The organism is Bacillus cereus group sp. MG16, assembly GCF_040459875.1.
Taxonomy (GTDB): Bacteria; Bacillota; Bacilli; order Bacillales; family Bacillaceae_G; genus Bacillus_A; species Bacillus_A paranthracis.
This window is the reverse complement of the sequence record NZ_JARVHE010000001.1, coordinates 3,369,077-3,386,423: the sequence shown is the minus strand read 5'-3', so window position 1 is coordinate 3,386,423 and position 17,347 is coordinate 3,369,077. Positions and strand designations below refer to the sequence as shown.

The following is a 17,347-nucleotide window of genomic DNA, read 5'->3' as shown; positions in this document are numbered from 1 at the left end:
GATGAGTAACTGGATTAAACCGTATATAGAGCAAAATAAAGGTAGAATGACTGTAACTATTTTCCTTGGTCTTCTTGGAGTTAGTTCAGGTGCGATGCTACTTTTCATTTCAGGTTATTTAATCTCTAAATCTGCTCTTAGACCAGAAAATGTAATGGCTGTATATGTTCCTATCGTTGCAACACGTGCGTTTAGTATAGGACAAGCGGTATTTCATTATGTAGAGCGTTTAGTTGGACACGATGTTGTATTACGCATATTAGAAAAGATGAGAACGAAACTATATGGGATAGTAGAACCACAGGCGTTATTTTTCCGTTCACGATTTCAAACGGGCGATATGTTAGGCGTATTATCCGAAGATATAGAGCATTTACAAAACCTATATTTACGTACAATATTTCCTAGCATATTAGCATTAGTTGTATATAGCATATTCGTACTTGTTATCGGTACATTTGACGTAGTGTTTGCACTTATTGCAGCATGTATGTTGGCTACTATCGTTTTTCTTCTTCCATTTATATCATTACTTTTAATGAAGAAACATCATGTTACTTTAAAACAAGGAAGAAACCGTTTGTACCAACAACTAACAGATGCTGTTTTTGGATTATCTGATTGGCAAGCAAGTGGTAGAAAAGATGAATTTATTGATAAGTATGTAGAGCAAAATGCTCAGTTGTTAAAAACGGAAAAAAGAATGAAGCGCTGGAATCATATTCGGGACAGTATTATTCAATTAGTAGTGGGTATTGTAGTTGTTTCAATGATTATATGGACTGGAAATGAGGCGGCGAGTGAACAGATTGCTCCTACCGTTATTGCGGCTTTCGTCTTAATGACGTTATCTGTCACAAACGCGTTAATTCCTCTGTCAGATGCTATCGATCGAATTCCATCATATGTAGAATCCGCTCATCGTCTCAATCAAGTAGAAGGTAATGGTGTTTTACAGGATGAAAAGGAATTACCTAGAGATAAAGATTATGTTGCACCAAAACATATAGACATTGAATTAAATCATGTATCGTATAGTTACCCACATAGTAATGAATTTGTATTGAAAGACGTATCATTACAAATAAAAGCAGGAAAAAAAATCGCCATTTTAGGAAGAAGCGGAACTGGAAAATCTACTTTGTTAAAATTGTTAACAGGTGCACTAAGCCCATTACATGGTGAAGTTTTATTGAATAGTGAACATGCTCATACGAATCTTTTATCAAAATATATTTCTGTATTGAATCAAAAGCCGCATCTATTCGATACGACAATTGGAAATAATGTTCGAATCGGCAAACCAGAGGCTACGGATGAAGAGATATGGAAAGCTTTAGAGAAAGCACAATTAGCTTCGCATATTGCTACTCTTCCAGATGGATTACAAACAAAAATGCATGAAATGGGAAAAAGGTTTTCTGGCGGGGAGAGACAACGAGTTGCTTTTGCTAGAACGCTAATGCAAGAAGCACCAATCATTGTACTTGATGAGCCGACGATAGGCTTAGATCCAAAGACAGAATTGTCTTTAATAGAAACAATGTTTTCTGCAACGGAAGAAAAGACAGTAATTTGGATTACGCACCATCTTGTAGGAATTGAACATGTAGATGAAGTTATCTTCCTTGATCGTGGTAAAATTGTGATGCAAGGAAGTCATGAACAACTTCTGAAAGAAAATGAGAAGTATCGAAAGCTTTATGAGTTAGATAAAGGAATATAGTTTGAATAAGTAATAATTGTGAAAATAGCTACGCCTAATGGTGCAGCTATTTTTGTTTTGAAATGAATATTCTATTCTTCTTTCATGTTGGATTGCAGATGTATATGATTGTTACGAATGAAAAATGGATTTCATATTATACATATAATGGAGGGGATATACATGAAGGAGCAGTATAAAATTATTGTTTTCTGTGATGAATTATCAGGGGGAAGGATTCAAAATGCATTAGACAAAAATAAATGTAAAACAATCGTTCATGTTGTAGACGTTTCAGCTATTGTTCAAATAGAAAATTCTTTTCAATATATAGTCATTTGGAGAATGGACGCAGAAAAACTTACAAATGAATTGATAAATAGGGGCGTGCAAAGTTCAAAAATTATTAATTTAATAAAATACATGTATGAATGGAGGAATAAATTAATTTCTATCTATCAAATAAATCCGGATCTTATGTCTTTATATATTGCTATGAAAAAAGCAAAGAGTGATCCAACGTATGAATTGTTTGCGACGGGCTTGTCTTATCCGCATTGTGGCATAAGTACGGAGATCCTCTCAAAAAAGTCAATAAAATTTACACTTCCATCGCAAGACCTGTACTATGATTATTTAATAGCGTCACAACTACTATCAAACGATCATTCCTTTAAATATTGTTTGATAGGAATAGCCTATTTCTCTTTTTACTTTGACATGTCGTTATCATCTGAAGCATATAGAATTCACAAAGTATATTATCCATTGTTTCAAGACGGTCATCATACTGTAGTGCATTCTCCTCTACCCACTGATGGATTCTCACATCTAGATACCCCGAAACCACTTTCTTCTATTTTTAATTTGCATTTTGAATATATTTTATTAGACGAACTAAAAGATGAATCATTGATATTGCCCTGGATAAATGCTGAATGGAATATCACTCCTCTTCACATTCCTTTTGAAGAACACGGAAAAATAAGAGCAGCTTCACATGCTAAATTGTCATATCCTCATACTTTAGTTGAAAATAAAACAATTTTTAAAACATATTTAGAATTACTTTTAAAACATGATATAAAACCACTAATTGTTGTATTCCCTGTTACTTCACATTATTTCAATTGTAGTAGTAAGAAATTAAAAGAAGATTTTTATAAAGTTATAAACGACTTTCAAGCTCAATATTCTTTTGAAATTATAGATTTATTTGATTCACCATTATTTTGTGATGAAGATTTTTATGATAGTGATCATTTGAATAAAAAAGGTGCAAATAAAATGTCCATGTTATTAAATATGTTTATTCAGGAACGAAAAGTATGATATTTCGTTTCATGTCTGCATAAAAGTATATAGGCTCCATTCGGTTAAAGTGATGTGATTTTTGTGTCGCGTATATAAATAATATGCGAAGAGGTGAGAGAGTAAAATGAAAACTCGTATTGAAAGAACTGAAGAGGTGGTAGATCAACTTCCTTTGGTAAGTGTTTTAATTCCTACATATAATCGTCCTCGCTTTTTTGAAGAGGCGTTATGTAGTGTGCTGGAACAAACGTACCCTAATATAGAAATTATAGTTGGAGATGATAGTACGAATGACGAAACAGAAAAGGTATTACAAAAATACTTATGTGATCATTCAAATATTATTTATATAAAAAACAGTTCAACACTCGGACAATTTGAAAATGCACTCATGTTATTTCATGAAGCGAACGGTGAGTATATAAATTTTTTAATGGATGATGATATCTTTCATGTGGATAAAATTGAAAAAATGATGAAGTGTTTTTTCAATGATTTAGATAATGAAATTAAGCTTGTAACATCTCATCGTCAAGTAATTGATGAAAAAGGGAAAGAACTACGACATATTTATTCAACTGTCCGTTTATTTGAAGAGGATACGATTATAGAGGGAACAGAATTAGCAAATAGGGTAATTGTGGATCAAAAAAATTATATTGGAGAACCGACAACAGTTTTATTTCGTAAAAATGATTTACAAGAACCGTATGGGATTTTTGATAAGAGGAGGTATCTTTGTAACGTAGATATAGCTTCATGGTTATCTTTATTAAGTAAAGGAAAAGCAGTATATATAGCAGAGACACTGAGTTACTTTCGATTACATCCAGATCAACAGTTAAATGAATCTAATAAAATGATGGATGGATTAGAAGATTTTTCACATAGTATTATAGCTGGAGAAAAATATGGTTTCTTATCTAACGAAAAAGAGTTAGATGAAGCGATAACTAATTTTCTAGAATATGCAAGAAGGATAGTTCCGTCATCAATATTATATACATTAGACTATTATCAAAAAATTAAAGAAAAGAAAATAAACATAGAAAAGAAAAAACAATATATAAATAATAATTCTCCTTTACCGAAAGTAAGTATACTGATTCCTGCGTACAATAGACCGTATTACTTGGAATTGGCGCTTAATAGTGCTCTGAATCAAACATATGAAAATATTGAAATTATTATTTCTGACGACAGTACAAATAATGAAGTCAATGCGATGATTCAACCGTATTTACGTGAATATGAGTGTATTACATATGTTAAAAATGAAACGCCGTTAGTTGCTGAAAACTTTAATAAGTGTATAGAACTTGCGAACGGGGATTATATAAACTTTTTATTAGATGATGACTTATTTCATCATGAAAAGATCGAGAGAATGATGAAATACTTTTTGACGTTAGAAAATATTTCATTTGTGACGTCATATCGTGAACTGATTGATGAGAATGGAGAGATATTACCACCTTCAACATTAAATATGAAAATCGCGAAAGAAACTACACTTTTTGAAGGAAAAGAATTAGGGAATTATATGTTAAAAAATTTGAAAAATGTAGTTGGTGAGCCGACAACTGTTCTATTTAATCGAGATATGTTTGAAGGGAAGTTTGGGTATTTTAAAGGGAAGGCTTATTCTGCTATTAATGACATTGCAACTTGGCTAGACATGATGAGGAAAGGAAAAGTAGTTTATATACAAGAACCTCTTAGTTATTTTAGACAACATAGTGGACAAAATCAAAAACAAATGCATTTTATTTTAATGACAATTGAAGAATGGATTGAATTAATTATTGATGCATATAATAGTGGGTTTTTAAGTTCTGAAAGAGATTATAAAGAGAGCTTATCCTATTGTTTAGAGAATGCGGGATTTATAGTTAAGGATGCAGTAAGAAATGGAGAACTAGATCAAATTTATAATGAAAAGATTAAAAAGGGGTTAAACAAACTAGTTGCCCATATGTTTGAGAAAGAATGTTGTTATTGTCAATATTGCAATCAACAATTTGAAAAATTTTTACCTTGGCCAGCACATTATGATTTTCCGAAATATAAATTTGAGATGTGGAATAAAGATACAGGGATATGTCCAGTTTGTAGTTCAATGGATCGTGAAAGATTGTATCGTGCGTACATTGAAACGGAAACGGACTTGTTAAGTAGAAAATATACTATGCTTCATATTGCACCTGAAGCGAATGTAAGAGATTGGTTTAACGAGTATAAAAATATTACGTATGTATGTGGGGATTTAGAGCCAAAGGATCCATTAATGAAGGAAATTGATGTTACAAGCATTACATATGATAGTAATACTTTTGATGTAATTTTATGTAGCCACGTATTAGAACATGTTCTTGATGATGGCAAAGCAATGCGAGAGTTATATAGGGTTCTAAAACCAGGTGGATGGGGAATTATTCAAGTACCCATCGTAATGAATGTGGATTCTATTATAGAGAATGAATTAATTGTAACTCCACAATTGAGGAAATTAGCTTTTGGTCAAGAAGATCATGTGAGAATTTATAATCAATCAGGGTTCATTCAACGATTAATGAATGCGGGATTTAAAGTGGAATTATATAACCTAGCTGAAAAACAAGGGATGAAAAGTGCTAGGAAATTTGGATTATCTGAAACAGATATGCTCTATATTGTCCGAAAATGATAGGAAGGAATAGATAGATATGGAGAATATTCCTTTTTTACGTGCTTCAACTGTACCTGTAATTGAGTATTTGGATGAATTGAAGGAAATTGATACATCTCACATATATACGAATTATGGACCTATAAATCAACGTTTTGAGGAAACAATTATGTCGTCATTTTTTCAAAACAGGGGAGCTGTTACAACAGTAGCAAACGCAACGTTAGGGTTAATGGCGGCTATTCAACTAAAGAAAAGAAGAAAGGGAAAGTATGCTCTCATGCCTAGCTTTACATTCCCTGCGACTGCCTTAGCCGCTATTTGGTGTGGATTGGAACCTTATTTTATTGATATCTCAATAGATGATTGGTATATGGATAAAACCGTACTTTTGGATAAGATAGAAGAATTAAAAGAAGAGGTTGCGATTGTTGTCCCGTACGCCACTTTTGGATCATGGATGAACTTAGAAGAATATGAAGAATTAGAGAAGAAGGGGATTCCGGTTGTCGTAGATGCGGCGCCGGGATTTGGATTAATGAATGGAGGGATGCATTACGGTCAAGATTTTAGTGGAATGATCGTATATAGCTTTCATGCAACAAAGCCGTTCGGAATTGGTGAAGGAGGGCTCATATATAGTAAAAACGAAGAAGATATACAACGTATTAAAAGAATGGGGAATTTCGGATTTGATAAAAATCGTGAATGTACGATGATGGGGTTTAATTGTAAAATGTCTGAATACGCAGCAGCTATTGGGATTGCGACTATAAAAAAGTGGGATCAAAAATTAAAAGAACGTACCCGTATTTCTGAATGGTATAAACAGTTGTTACAAAATACTGGGTTAATGAAAAAAGGGTGGAAAGTCCAAAAGACAGAAGCAGTTATTCACCAATTTATGCCTATCATTTGTCCAGAAGAAGTTCGCAACATACAAGTAATTGAAGAACTGAAAAAACAGAAAATAGAAGCTAGATTATACTTTTCACCATCTTGCCACCAACAAGTTCTTTTTAAAAACTATAAGTCGACAGATTTAACAAAAACGAATAAAATAGCAAAACGAATCGTAAGTTTACCTTTATGGGAAGGAATGACGAAAGAACTAGTAGAGCAAATTGTAATCTGTTTAGAGCAGAAGGTGGTGTCGGTAGATGAATAGTTTTTATAGCCAAGAAGAACTAAAGAAAATTGGATTTTTATCTGTTGGGAAAAATGTATTGGTTAGTAAAAAAGCAAGTATATATAATCCAGGTGCTATATCAGTTGGCAATCATGTAAGAATTGATGATTTTTGCATTTTAAGTGGTAAAATCACAATTGGAAGTTATTCGCACATATCAGCGTATACAGCGTTATATGGAGGGGAAGTTGGGATTGAAATGCATGATTTTGCAAACATCTCAGCTAAAACAATCGTATATGGAGTACTTGATGATTTCAGTGGAAATACATTAATGGGGCCAACCGTCCCGAATCAATATAGGAATGTGAAAGCAGAAAAAGTTATTTTTAAAAAACATGTGATTATTGGTGCTAATTCTATTATTTTTCCAAATGTAATTGTAGGAGAAGGTACGGCAGTCGGTGCGATGAGTATGGTAAAAGAGAGTTTAGATGATTGGTATATTTACGCTGGAGTTCCCGTAAGGAAAGTAAAACCTCGTCAAAAAAAGATGCTAGAGTTAGAAATTGATTTTTTAAAAAGCATTCATTCTTAACAAAAAAGAATGAATGCTTTTTATTTTTATCCCGCTATTTGCCGATAAAGAGTCGACTTGTGAGGGCTAATTAAAGTTTCACTTTATGATAGAGCAGAGTGTATCTTAACTTATGATGTTTTAAATTTTGCTGACCAAGGCAATACTGAGCCATAGTGAATGTAAAGTTGGAGGGCGAGCGTATATGTTTGATGAGGATGGGATTGTTTTAATTATGGAACCAGCTGATGAAAGAAACTTGAGGAGATTTATTTTTTCAGTGCCAAAGTCAGTGTATGAAAAGAAGGGGCTTACATTACACTATGGAACAGCTATAGGACAAGGATATACGGATATAATTGAAGATATTATTAGCGTACATATAGAAGTAGATGTTGTAACAGTAATCGGGCATGTAAGAGGGTAAATAGCTATTTGAAAAAAGGTTATAAGTAATGTAGCTAGAAGTTAGGATAGAGAAACTTACAGACAATTATAAAGACGAAGGGAGCCTAAAATGAAAATAAAATCAACTTTAGTGGTATTTATAGTTACAATTGGCTTAATGGGATGTTCACTAGTAGAACAAGGGAAGAACTCCATAGATTATGCTCAAAAAGCGACAGACTATGTAAATGAAATAAGTGCGTTTGCAAATGATGCACCAGCATTAGCTGAAAAGGCCGTTAATGATAGCGAGGCTCGAAAAGAATTAGAAACGAAGCTTAGTGAAATTAAACAAGATATACCCGCATTCAATGAATTAACGCCACCTGATGTAGCAAAGGATCTTCATCAACAAATCGTCGGATATAACGAAAAGTTAAATACGTTAATTGATACGGCGAAGACAAAGATAGAAGAAGGCAAAGTGAATGTAGAAGAGTTTAAAAACTCTGAGCTTATGCAGACGGTAGATCAAGTTCGAGATTTGAAAGATAAAGTGCAAAATTTAGGTCAATAGTAAAAAGCTCCGTTTGTGATAAACGGAGCTTTTTACTATTGGATACAATAAACGATTACACCAACGATAATAATCATGTTGCCGATGAGTTTACGTTTCGTTATTTTTTCTCCTAGGAAATACCAACCGAAAATTAATATGATGATATAACTTAAGGATTCTAATGCTGATGCTTGTTTTAATGCCATGCCCTTCATGGCGATAACATTTAATCCAGCGTTAATTACAAATAAAGAGTAGCCGATAATAACATAAGGATTCGCATATTCTTTTATTCTAGAATCGTATTGTTGCAAAGTAGCTTTTTTTAATAATATTTGTGAGTAATTAGCTAAAATTATCCCGAAAATAAATAATAACATATAACTATTCATCTTTTGTCACCACCACAATTCCGACGATAATAATAGCTGCACCAAGTAAATGATTCCACTGAATCGTATCTCCAAATAGAAATACTGACCAAAGCATTGACCATAGTATAATAATCCCGCGATGTGAATATGCTTTTGATATTTCGAAATGTTTAATTACTTGTTGCCATAAAATTGCATATCCAAATAAAAGTATAACTAGTCCGAAATAAGCAATAAAAAATGAGATGGAAGCAATGGGAAATTTAGCCGCCCATTTCATGTAAACCATAATGATAGAATATATCAAAAAAGCTACATGTAAAAATAAGTAATTTTTAATAGTTGGTTTCATTTATTCACTCTCTTTTGCATATAAATATATATTTATACCTAATTTTTCTAATGATAGATATTGGAACGTATTGAGTTTAATCTTTCACATTCCAAATTATATAGTATCATGGCTTTTATTGTAAAACAATAAAAGCCATGTATTCATTTTTTCCAAGATTCTATAATATGTATCGTTTTATTTGTTGCATCCAACTCTACTTGAACACCGATAGGTATGGTAATCATTGGATGTGTATGGCAACAATCGAAGTCTGCTAGAAAAGGAATTCTTTGATTTTGAAGTACTTCTAATAGTATTTCAAAAGGTTTTCGATTTGTACCACAATCATCAAATTGCTCATGTTTTCCAAGAATAATACCTGAAATTTTATCAAATACACCGTTAATTTTAAGTAATGAAAAGCTTCTTTCAATAGTAGCTGCATCTTTTGAACTGTCCTCAATAAAGAGAATGTCGCCTTCTTGAATATGTGGCATATAGGGGCTACCCAAAATTCCTTGTATCGTGTTTAAATTTCCGCCAATAATACGCCCAGTAGCTTTTCCATCAATTACTGAAATCCAATCGTTTGGTCGAAGTTCTTTCTCCTTCGTCTTTTCTTCCCAATTAATAAATTCATCTGACCAAAATAATGGTTGTTTTATATGATAAGGAAGAGATTGATCATGTAGTAAAGTTTCTGCAAAATATTTGTATGTGCAATTAACAAAAGGTTCAAATTCGCCAAAGGAAGGGACGAGAGCTGGCCCATAAAATGTAGGGATTCCTGTTTTAGCATAAATTCCTAGTAATAAAGCAGTTGCATCTGAATATCCAATCATTATTTTAGGGTTATTTAGAAAAGCATCATAATCAATATAAGGTAATATTGAATTTGAATTCATCCCACCAATTGTTGACATAATACAAGAAATATTAGGATTTCTTATTAAAGCATTTAGTTCCTCAGCACGCTCTTGTATACTACCCGAACGATAATAATCATATCGACCTGTTAGTGAACCTTCTAATATATGAAATCCTTTCTGTTGTAAGTAAGATTTCGCTCGTTCAAATCTTTTAGGAGAAGTGTAGGTTACTGGAGAAGAAGGTGAGTAAATCCCAATTGTGTCTCCGTATTTTAATGATTTTGGAAGTGGCATTTGTATGAATCCCTTCTATTAATAGTTTTATTCATAAGGATTTGTCATTGAATATTCTTATATTTCGGTATTGTTATTGTAACATACATGCATTGAAATAATAATTGCTGTAGATGAATAAATATGCTTTTTACCTTGACGATATAAAGGGAAAGTTGTTATGGTTAAATGTGAGTGTATAAAAGGTTTGTTAAAGGAGTTTTGAAATGAAGCGGTTAAAATGGGGAAGGCTGATAGTCCTATTAGTCATTGTTTTAGGGATATGTTGGTTCTTATTCCAAGGAACTCAAAAGAGTGCAACAAGTATAGAGGGACAACCTTTACAAGTGGCAGAACTACCTAAAACAGGATTAGTTGAAAAAGTAGTCCCACCAAAGTACATACCACCGGAAATTGATGCAAAAGCAGCTATGATTATTGATGCGAGTAATGGAGATATTATTTATCAACATAATGAAAATGAGGCTTTTGCGCCAGCAAGTATGTCTAAGATGATGACAGCATATCTTCTATTAGAAAATGTACATAATGGGAAAGTTCGCTGGGAAGATCCGGTGAAAATGAGTGCGAAAGCGGCACAAACAGAGGGAGCGAGAATCCCAGTACAAGTTAATGACACATTAACTGTTAAAGATTTATATCATGCATTAATGATTGAGTCAGCTAATAATTCAGCTGTGGCTTTAGCAGAACATATGGCAAAATCGGAGAAAGATTTCGTTCAGCTTATGAATGCAAAAGCGAAACAGTTAAAAATGTCGGAACATGCTAAATTTGCAAATGCTTCTGGATTACAAGAGCCCGATGGAAGTGAAACAAAAATGACGGCTGGTGATGTAGCAAACTTGGCGTATCATCTTATAAAAGATTACCCAGAAATATTAGAAGTGACTCACTTACGTCAAAGTCAGTTAGCATTTAATAATATTAATGTTATAAGTACAAATGATATGTTAAACAAAAATAATAAAGCTTTATATATAGAAGGAATAGACGGATTAAAAACAGGATTTACAGATAGCGCAGGGTATTGTTTTACGGGTACAGCAAAACAAGGTGATACTCGTATTATTACAGTTGTTATGGGAACAAAAGGTAAAACAAAGCGTTTTACAGAGACGAATAAGCTAATGTCTTATGCATTTGGCTTAGTTAATTAAGTGAAATACTGAGTTGGATCATCATATAAGAAAGGCAATTTGTTGTTACGTATTATCGGTAACAACAAATTGCCTTTTATTTTTTAGCACTAATAAAGTAAAAAGGTAAAAAATGTGAGTGTTATTATTTGAGTTTATTATTGTTTGTTTATATTATAAAGTTAGAAACTTATTAATGATAAGTTTTGAGGGGCATATGATGTGTACATAGGAAAAAGCCTCAAATGAAAATTGGAGGGAATTATGATGGCAAAAGATTTTTACTCAGCGATTGAAGACAGAAGATCTATTTACGCAATTAGTAAAGAACAAGTAGTTTCTGATGAAAAAATTCAAGAAGTGATTTATCATGCTGTAAAACATACACCTTCAGCTTTTAACTCTCAGAGTGCTCGCGTTGTCGTCTTGCTTGGAGAACAACACGATAAGTTATGGGATATTACGAAAGAAACGTTACGAAAAATTGTACCTGAAAATAACTTCGCTTCTACGGAAGAAAAAATGAATGCATTTAAAAGTGGTTATGGAACAGTTCTATACTTCGAAGATAGTGAAGTGGTGGAAGAACTGCAAGAAAAATTTGCATTATACAAAGAGAACTTTCCAATTTGGTCTCAGCAATCCTCTGGAATGTTACAATTTGCAATTTGGACAGCTTTGGAAATTGAAGGGTTTGGTGCTACATTGCAACATTACAATCCATTAATTGATGAAGAAGTGAGAAAAGAATGGGGAGTTCCAGAAAATTGGAAGCTTATTGCGCAAATGCCGTTTGGTAAACCGGTTGTACCTGCAGGTGAAAAAGAATACCAGCCTTTAGAAAACCGTGTGAAGATTTATAAATAATTAGTGGGGGAATTGTTTATCCCCCACTAATTATTATTTGAACCAATCGGGGTTTTGCTACTTATAAAAAGGTGAACAGGGATACAACCTGTTCACCTTTTTATAAGTAGTAAGGATTTTTTTGATAGGAATTTTTCATCTGATTTTTTAATTCGTTTTTACGTGTTTCAATAGTTGATATTTTTTGTAAGGTAATAATTGAAACGAATTGAAAAAAAGCATAGTACAGTTCTATATTTTTATTTATAGGATCATCTATTATGTTTTTCATAAATATACCTCCCTTTTGATTCCACTATTTGCAAGCAATAAAACGCTCATCTTAAAATTCAATTGCTTTCCGTGTAGGGTAAATAAAATGTGTATAGCTTAAAACGCTACTATATATATGATAATATAAATACCCTATAAATTCCATAGACAGTTAAAAATGGGTAGCGGAATGTGTACTTTCGTCAAATTAGAACAGAATTTTTGAAGTTAAATCTTACAAATCGTCAAATCTTTTAAAAGTGATAGATAGTATCAAAAATAGTTTTCTAAAAATATTATACTATTGATAAAAAAAGTGTTTTTTGTCATGATAAGAGTATACTTCATGGGAGGAACTATACTAAGAAATACATTCTTTGCATTGTGTTAGATGAATAGAATTTTTCGAGTGGATAGAAAAATATATACTAAGATAATGAATGGTGTGTCGAATTTTCAATGAAATACATAAGAAATATGAAAAAAGCATTGCAAAAACAGTAAGTTTAATGGTAAAGTTCACATGAAGTTCACACGGATTTCACTTCGCTCGTTTAAAATGAACTCTGTGTGAAAAATAAAACTCTTGTTAAAAAATGGAACTTAATGAATATTTTACTTTGATAATATTGTAAAGTATTAAGTTTATAAGTTTTTTTAAGAGGATAGTAGGGAAAGGAAGTAAAGACAACTTATGAAAAAAGTAATTGCAGGTTTAGCAGCAGCTTCAGTAGCAGGTGTTGCAGTTCCAGGTATGGATTCTGCTCATGCACAAGTTTCAAACGAAGCGCTAAAAGAAATTAATGGACAAACTCAAACACAAACGACTGTAACTGAAACAAAAACTGTAGAAACAAAATCCGACTTAAAATACACAGTAACTGCTGATGTATTAAATGTTCGTTCAGGTGCTGGTACAGGACATAGCGTTATTTCTAAAGTAAAACAAGGTCAAGTACTACAAGTAATTGGACAAGAAAACGGTTGGTTCAAAGTATCTGTAAACGGTCAAACTGGTTATGTAAGTGGTGACTTCGTAACGACTGGTGGTAAAACAGGAACTACTGTTCAACAAGGAACTGGTACTTACACAGTAAACGTTTCTTCACTTAACGTACGTACAGGCCCAAGTACATCTCATACAGTATTAGGCTCTGTAAATAAAGGTAAAACAGTACAAGTTGTTGGTGAAGTACAAGATTGGTTTAAAATCAACTTCAATGGTGGAACTGGATACGTAAGCAAAGACTTCGTAACAAAAGGTGGTTCTGCTGTATCTAACGAAACACAACAACCAACTACAAACAACAATACTACTACAGTTCAAACTGGTGGTTCTTATGTTGTTAACACTGGTGCTTTAAAAGTACGTACAGGCCCAGCTACATACAACGCTGTAATCGGTGGTGTAACAAACGGTACAGTATTAAACGTTACTGGCGCTGAAAATGGTTGGTACAAAATTAACCATAACGGCCGCACAGGTTACGTAAGTGCAGACTTCGTTAAGTTTGTAAAAGGCGGAGTAAACAACGTTACAAATAACAATAACGTTACAAATAACGTTCAACAACCAGGTAAAGATGTACAAAAACCAACAACTGGTGGAGATACATCTTCAATCGCTGGATTCGCTAGATCATTAAATGGTTCACCATACAGAACAGCTGGTACAACACCTGCTGGTTTTGATTGCAGTGGATTCATTCACTACGTATTAAATCAAACTGGTCATAAAGGCGCTCGTCAAACAGTTGCTGGATACTGGAGCTCTAAAACAAAAACTAGCAATCCACAACCAGGTGATTTAGTATACTTCCAAAACACTTATAAATCAGGTCCTTCTCACATGGGTGTTTACTTAGGAAACGGTCAGTTCATTAGTGCAGAAACTGATGCAACTGGTGTACGTATTAGTTCTGTAAGTAACTCTTACTGGAGCAAGCACCTATTAGGTTACACAAAAGCATACTAAGAAAAAGTAGATTATATACTTTTCGTATAGAGAAAAGGCTTTCCAGGGAAACTTGGGAAGCCTTTTTATAGTTTAATAAATTGGGATGTAATAGTTTTTACTGTAACTTCCCGTTTAAAAATCGAGCGTATAGATCATGAAAGTAGTTGGGGCGGAATAAGTTTGCTGCATGTCCTGCTAACGGTATTTCTTTATATAAAACGTTAGGAAGAATGGACTTTAAATCAAAAAGACAAGATTTATAGAGATGATCATGTTCGCCCATTACCCATAGAATAGGGTGGGGAAGTGATTTTAATTTAGATTTCAAATCGAATTCTAACCGATGACGTAATGATTGAGCAATAATTGATGAATGTAATTGCAATCCGAACCGATAATAAATATTTCTTGAAATGACTGCGAACGGATTTGCCTTTAGTATGCCACTTGGAAAAATGGTATTTGCGTATTGAGAGAGCCATTTAGAGTAATCGTCTCCTCGCCTCTCCCAAAACTTTTGAAATACGTTATATAAAAGGGAAGGGTTATTATAATGTCCACCAATATGACAAATGCTCAAAACTTTTTCTGGATGCATTTGTGCAAAAATGGTAGAGATATAACAGCCGTAGCTTAAAGCGCAAATATGAGCTTTTTGAATGCCTTCTTTTTCGTATAAATTCAATAATTGATCAACGAGACGCTGTAATGAAAATTCGATAGCTTCTCCTTTATCATCGCCGTGACCTAATAAGTCATAAGTGATAATGTTGTAAGCGGCGGAAAATCGTTTATGCTCTTTTTTGAAAGCACGACGATTGCCGACTAAACCATGAATAAAAATAATTGTTTCCTTTTTAGAATGTATATTTGTTTGCAAAAAGGATACTCCTTTCAATAACTGGAGATGTATATAGTATTGTAAATTAGTTATCTATCATTCACATAGAACAATATTAAGTACCAGGTAATAATATCAGATGTTTATATCTGTTGTAAAGATGAGTTTTTATGTATATTTTGTAAAAACAGAAAAAGTGTGTTTACATTCAGTTTACATTTGTATTGTATTCTATTTTTAGAAAGAACAGTTTTGTTTAACACGAGGAGATGACAGAAATGGAAGTTAGAAATGAAATAAAGAAAAAAGGGAGTTGGAGGCAGTTTTTACGCCTTATTCAAGATACAAATCCTCCGAAAAGGATTCTTGTTTTTGCGTTATTCATGAGTTTGCTTTCTACGGGAGCGAGTTTATTTATTCCGATGTTAACAAAAGGATTAGTAGATAATTTTTCACTTTCGTCAATTAGTACAGGACAAATTGTTGGGCTAGTTGCATTCTTTATTATGCAAACTATAGCTGCAGGATTATCTATATATTTACTAAATTATATCGGGCAGAAGATTGTAGCCGGACTGAGAGAACGTTTGTGGAAAAAGGTACTTATATTGCCAGTATCTTATTATGATCAAAATAGAACAGGCGATACAATTAGCCGAATGACAAATGATACAGGTGTTGTAAAGACATTAATTTCTGAGCATTTGTCAAATTTATTAACAGGCGGTATTTCAATTGTCGGATCATTAATCGTATTATTTGTTTTAGATTGGAAAATGACACTTTTACTTTTAACGGTTATTCCATTATCAGTACTGATCTTAGTTCCACTAGGACGAAAAATGTATAAGATTTCAAAAGCACTTCAAGATGAAACAGCTTCTTTTACAAGTGTGCTAACGCAAGTATTATCAGAAATTCGTTTAGTGAAATCTTCGAACACAGAAAAAAGAGAATATGAAACTGGAAATAAAGGTATCGATAAGTTATTGCAATTTGGTTTGAAAGAGGGAAAAGTGCAAGCGTTAATTTCACCAGTTATGTCGTTTGTTTTAATGGCATTGCTTGTTATTATCGTAGGATATGGCGGGATGCGAGTTTCTAGCGGTGCATTAACAACTGGGGAACTAGTAGCGTTTATTTTATATTTAGTTCAAATTATAATGCCGATGAGTCAATTATCTATGTTCTTTACACAATTCCAAAAGGCAATTGGTGCAACGGAAAGAATTAATACTATCTTAGAATATGAAGTAGAAGACCATGAAACTGGTGTGAAAGTCATAAATGCTAAGCAACCAATTGTTCTTGAAAATGTACATTTCGAGTATAACGAAGAAGAGCAAGTGTTAAAGAATATTGATTTCACAATTGAATCAGGAAAAGTAACAGCGATCGTAGGGCCAAGTGGTAGCGGGAAAACGACATTATTTTCACTATTAGAACGTTTTTATGAGCCAACTAGCGGTGCCATTAAATTAGGGAAAGATGCAATTACGAACTATTCATTACAATCATGGCGACGTCAAATTGGTTACGTTTCACAAGATAGTCCGTTAATTGATGGAACGATTCGGGATAACATTTGCTACGGTGTTAAGGGAGAAGTGACAGATGAAGAAATTGAAAAAGTAGCAGCGATGGCATATGTGGATGCATTTATTCATGACTTGCCAAATGGATATGAAACAGAAGTTGGAGAACGTGGTGTGAAACTTTCTGGAGGACAAAGACAGCGAATTGCCATTGCCCGAGCGTTACTTCGAAATCCACAAATTCTTATGTTAGATGAAGCAACTTCTAGTTTAGATAGTAAATCAGAGTCTGTCGTTCAAAAGGCATTAAATAACTTAATGAAAGGCAGAACAACGTTAGTTATTGCACATAGACTTTCTACTGTAGTAGATGCAGATAAAATTATCTTTATAGAAAAAGGGAATCTTACAGGTAGTGGTACACATGATGAATTGTTACGCACACATGACATGTATCGTGAATTTGCAACGCAACAATTGAAAATTAAAGAGGGCGTATTATAAAATGAATCATCAGTGGGGCTTATACTCCGCTGATGATTCATT

At 33.2% G+C, this 17,347-nt stretch carries 16 protein-coding genes; 11 read left to right on the top strand and 5 right to left on the bottom strand.

What is annotated here, in order from left to right:
• Window position 1: 1 nt before the first annotated feature.
• From cydC to QCI73_RS17490, 7 genes are all read left to right on the top strand, one after another.
• Window positions 2–1,726, top strand: coding sequence for a thiol reductant ABC exporter subunit CydC (gene cydC, locus QCI73_RS17520; protein WP_327923205.1), 1,725 nt, complete (start codon window positions 2–4; stop codon window positions 1,724–1,726).
• 162 nt (window positions 1,727–1,888) lie between these two features.
• Window positions 1,889–3,037 carry a hypothetical protein gene (locus QCI73_RS17515; RefSeq protein ID WP_353823430.1) on the top strand — a complete coding sequence of 383 codons (1,149 nt, stop codon included), beginning with the start codon at window positions 1,889–1,891 and terminating at the stop codon, window positions 3,035–3,037.
• Window positions 3,038–3,143: 106 nt separating this feature from the next.
• A complete protein-coding gene (locus QCI73_RS17510; RefSeq protein WP_353823429.1) occupies window positions 3,144–5,705 on the top strand; it encodes a glycosyltransferase in 2,562 nt (853 codons plus the stop codon).
• Window positions 5,706–5,724: 19 nt separating this feature from the next.
• A complete protein-coding gene (locus QCI73_RS17505; RefSeq protein WP_353823428.1) occupies window positions 5,725–6,855 on the top strand; it encodes a DegT/DnrJ/EryC1/StrS aminotransferase family protein in 1,131 nt (376 codons plus the stop codon).
• Window positions 6,848–7,414: an acyltransferase gene (locus tag QCI73_RS17500; RefSeq protein ID WP_353823427.1), complete on the top strand. Its 567-nt coding sequence runs from the start codon at window positions 6,848–6,850 to the stop codon at window positions 7,412–7,414. The genes QCI73_RS17505 and QCI73_RS17500 overlap by 8 nt, the downstream gene beginning before the upstream one ends.
• 184 nt (window positions 7,415–7,598) lie before the next feature.
• On the top strand, window positions 7,599–7,820 hold the full coding sequence (locus QCI73_RS17495; RefSeq protein WP_000459104.1) for a hypothetical protein: 222 nt from the start codon (window positions 7,599–7,601) through the stop codon (window positions 7,818–7,820).
• Between the two features lie 90 nt (window positions 7,821–7,910).
• Complete coding sequence (locus tag QCI73_RS17490; RefSeq protein WP_353823426.1) at window positions 7,911–8,357, top strand: DUF6376 family protein; 447 nt, start codon at window positions 7,911–7,913, stop codon at window positions 8,355–8,357.
• Window positions 8,358–8,392: 35 nt separating this feature from the next.
• On the opposite strand, the gene QCI73_RS17485 is transcribed toward QCI73_RS17490, so the two are convergent.
• The 3 genes from QCI73_RS17485 to QCI73_RS17475 all read right to left on the bottom strand — a co-directional run bounded on the left by QCI73_RS17485 (window position 8,393) and on the right by QCI73_RS17475 (window position 10,210).
• Complete coding sequence (locus tag QCI73_RS17485) at window positions 8,393–8,731, bottom strand: EamA family transporter (RefSeq protein WP_242316539.1); 339 nt, start codon at window positions 8,729–8,731, stop codon at window positions 8,393–8,395.
• On the bottom strand, window positions 8,724–9,065 hold the full coding sequence (locus QCI73_RS17480) for an EamA family transporter (RefSeq protein WP_000805122.1): 342 nt from the start codon (window positions 9,063–9,065) through the stop codon (window positions 8,724–8,726). The genes QCI73_RS17485 and QCI73_RS17480 overlap by 8 nt, the downstream gene beginning before the upstream one ends.
• Before the next feature lie 143 nt (window positions 9,066–9,208).
• Window positions 9,209–10,210, bottom strand: coding sequence for a S66 family peptidase (locus QCI73_RS17475; RefSeq protein WP_262725465.1), 1,002 nt, complete (start codon window positions 10,208–10,210; stop codon window positions 9,209–9,211).
• A gap of 206 nt (window positions 10,211–10,416) precedes the next feature.
• Here QCI73_RS17475 and QCI73_RS17470 point away from each other — a divergent pair, with 206 nt between their 5' ends.
• A complete protein-coding gene (locus QCI73_RS17470; protein ID WP_353823425.1) occupies window positions 10,417–11,370 on the top strand; it encodes a D-alanyl-D-alanine carboxypeptidase family protein in 954 nt (317 codons plus the stop codon).
• A gap of 243 nt (window positions 11,371–11,613) precedes the next feature.
• On the top strand, window positions 11,614–12,216 hold the full coding sequence (locus QCI73_RS17465; RefSeq protein WP_001993708.1) for a nitroreductase family protein: 603 nt from the start codon (window positions 11,614–11,616) through the stop codon (window positions 12,214–12,216).
• Window positions 12,217–12,316: 100 nt separating this feature from the next.
• On the opposite strand, the gene QCI73_RS17460 is transcribed toward QCI73_RS17465, so the two are convergent.
• Complete coding sequence (locus QCI73_RS17460) at window positions 12,317–12,487, bottom strand: hypothetical protein (protein ID WP_011040231.1); 171 nt, start codon at window positions 12,485–12,487, stop codon at window positions 12,317–12,319.
• 675 nt (window positions 12,488–13,162) lie between these two features.
• On the opposite strand from QCI73_RS17460, the gene entFM reads away from it, so the two are divergent.
• Window positions 13,163–14,443: an enterotoxin EntFM gene (gene entFM / locus QCI73_RS17455; protein WP_353823424.1), complete on the top strand. Its 1,281-nt coding sequence runs from the start codon at window positions 13,163–13,165 to the stop codon at window positions 14,441–14,443.
• Window positions 14,444–14,540: 97 nt separating this feature from the next.
• Here the strand turns inward: entFM and QCI73_RS17450 are convergent, their stop codons facing one another.
• Complete coding sequence (locus QCI73_RS17450; protein WP_353823423.1) at window positions 14,541–15,305, bottom strand: alpha/beta fold hydrolase; 765 nt, start codon at window positions 15,303–15,305, stop codon at window positions 14,541–14,543.
• A gap of 239 nt (window positions 15,306–15,544) precedes the next feature.
• Between QCI73_RS17450 and QCI73_RS17445 the strand changes: the two genes are divergently transcribed.
• Window positions 15,545–17,305 carry an ABC transporter ATP-binding protein gene (locus QCI73_RS17445; protein WP_353823422.1) on the top strand — a complete coding sequence of 587 codons (1,761 nt, stop codon included), beginning with the start codon at window positions 15,545–15,547 and terminating at the stop codon, window positions 17,303–17,305.
• Window positions 17,306–17,347 lie beyond the last annotated feature (42 nt).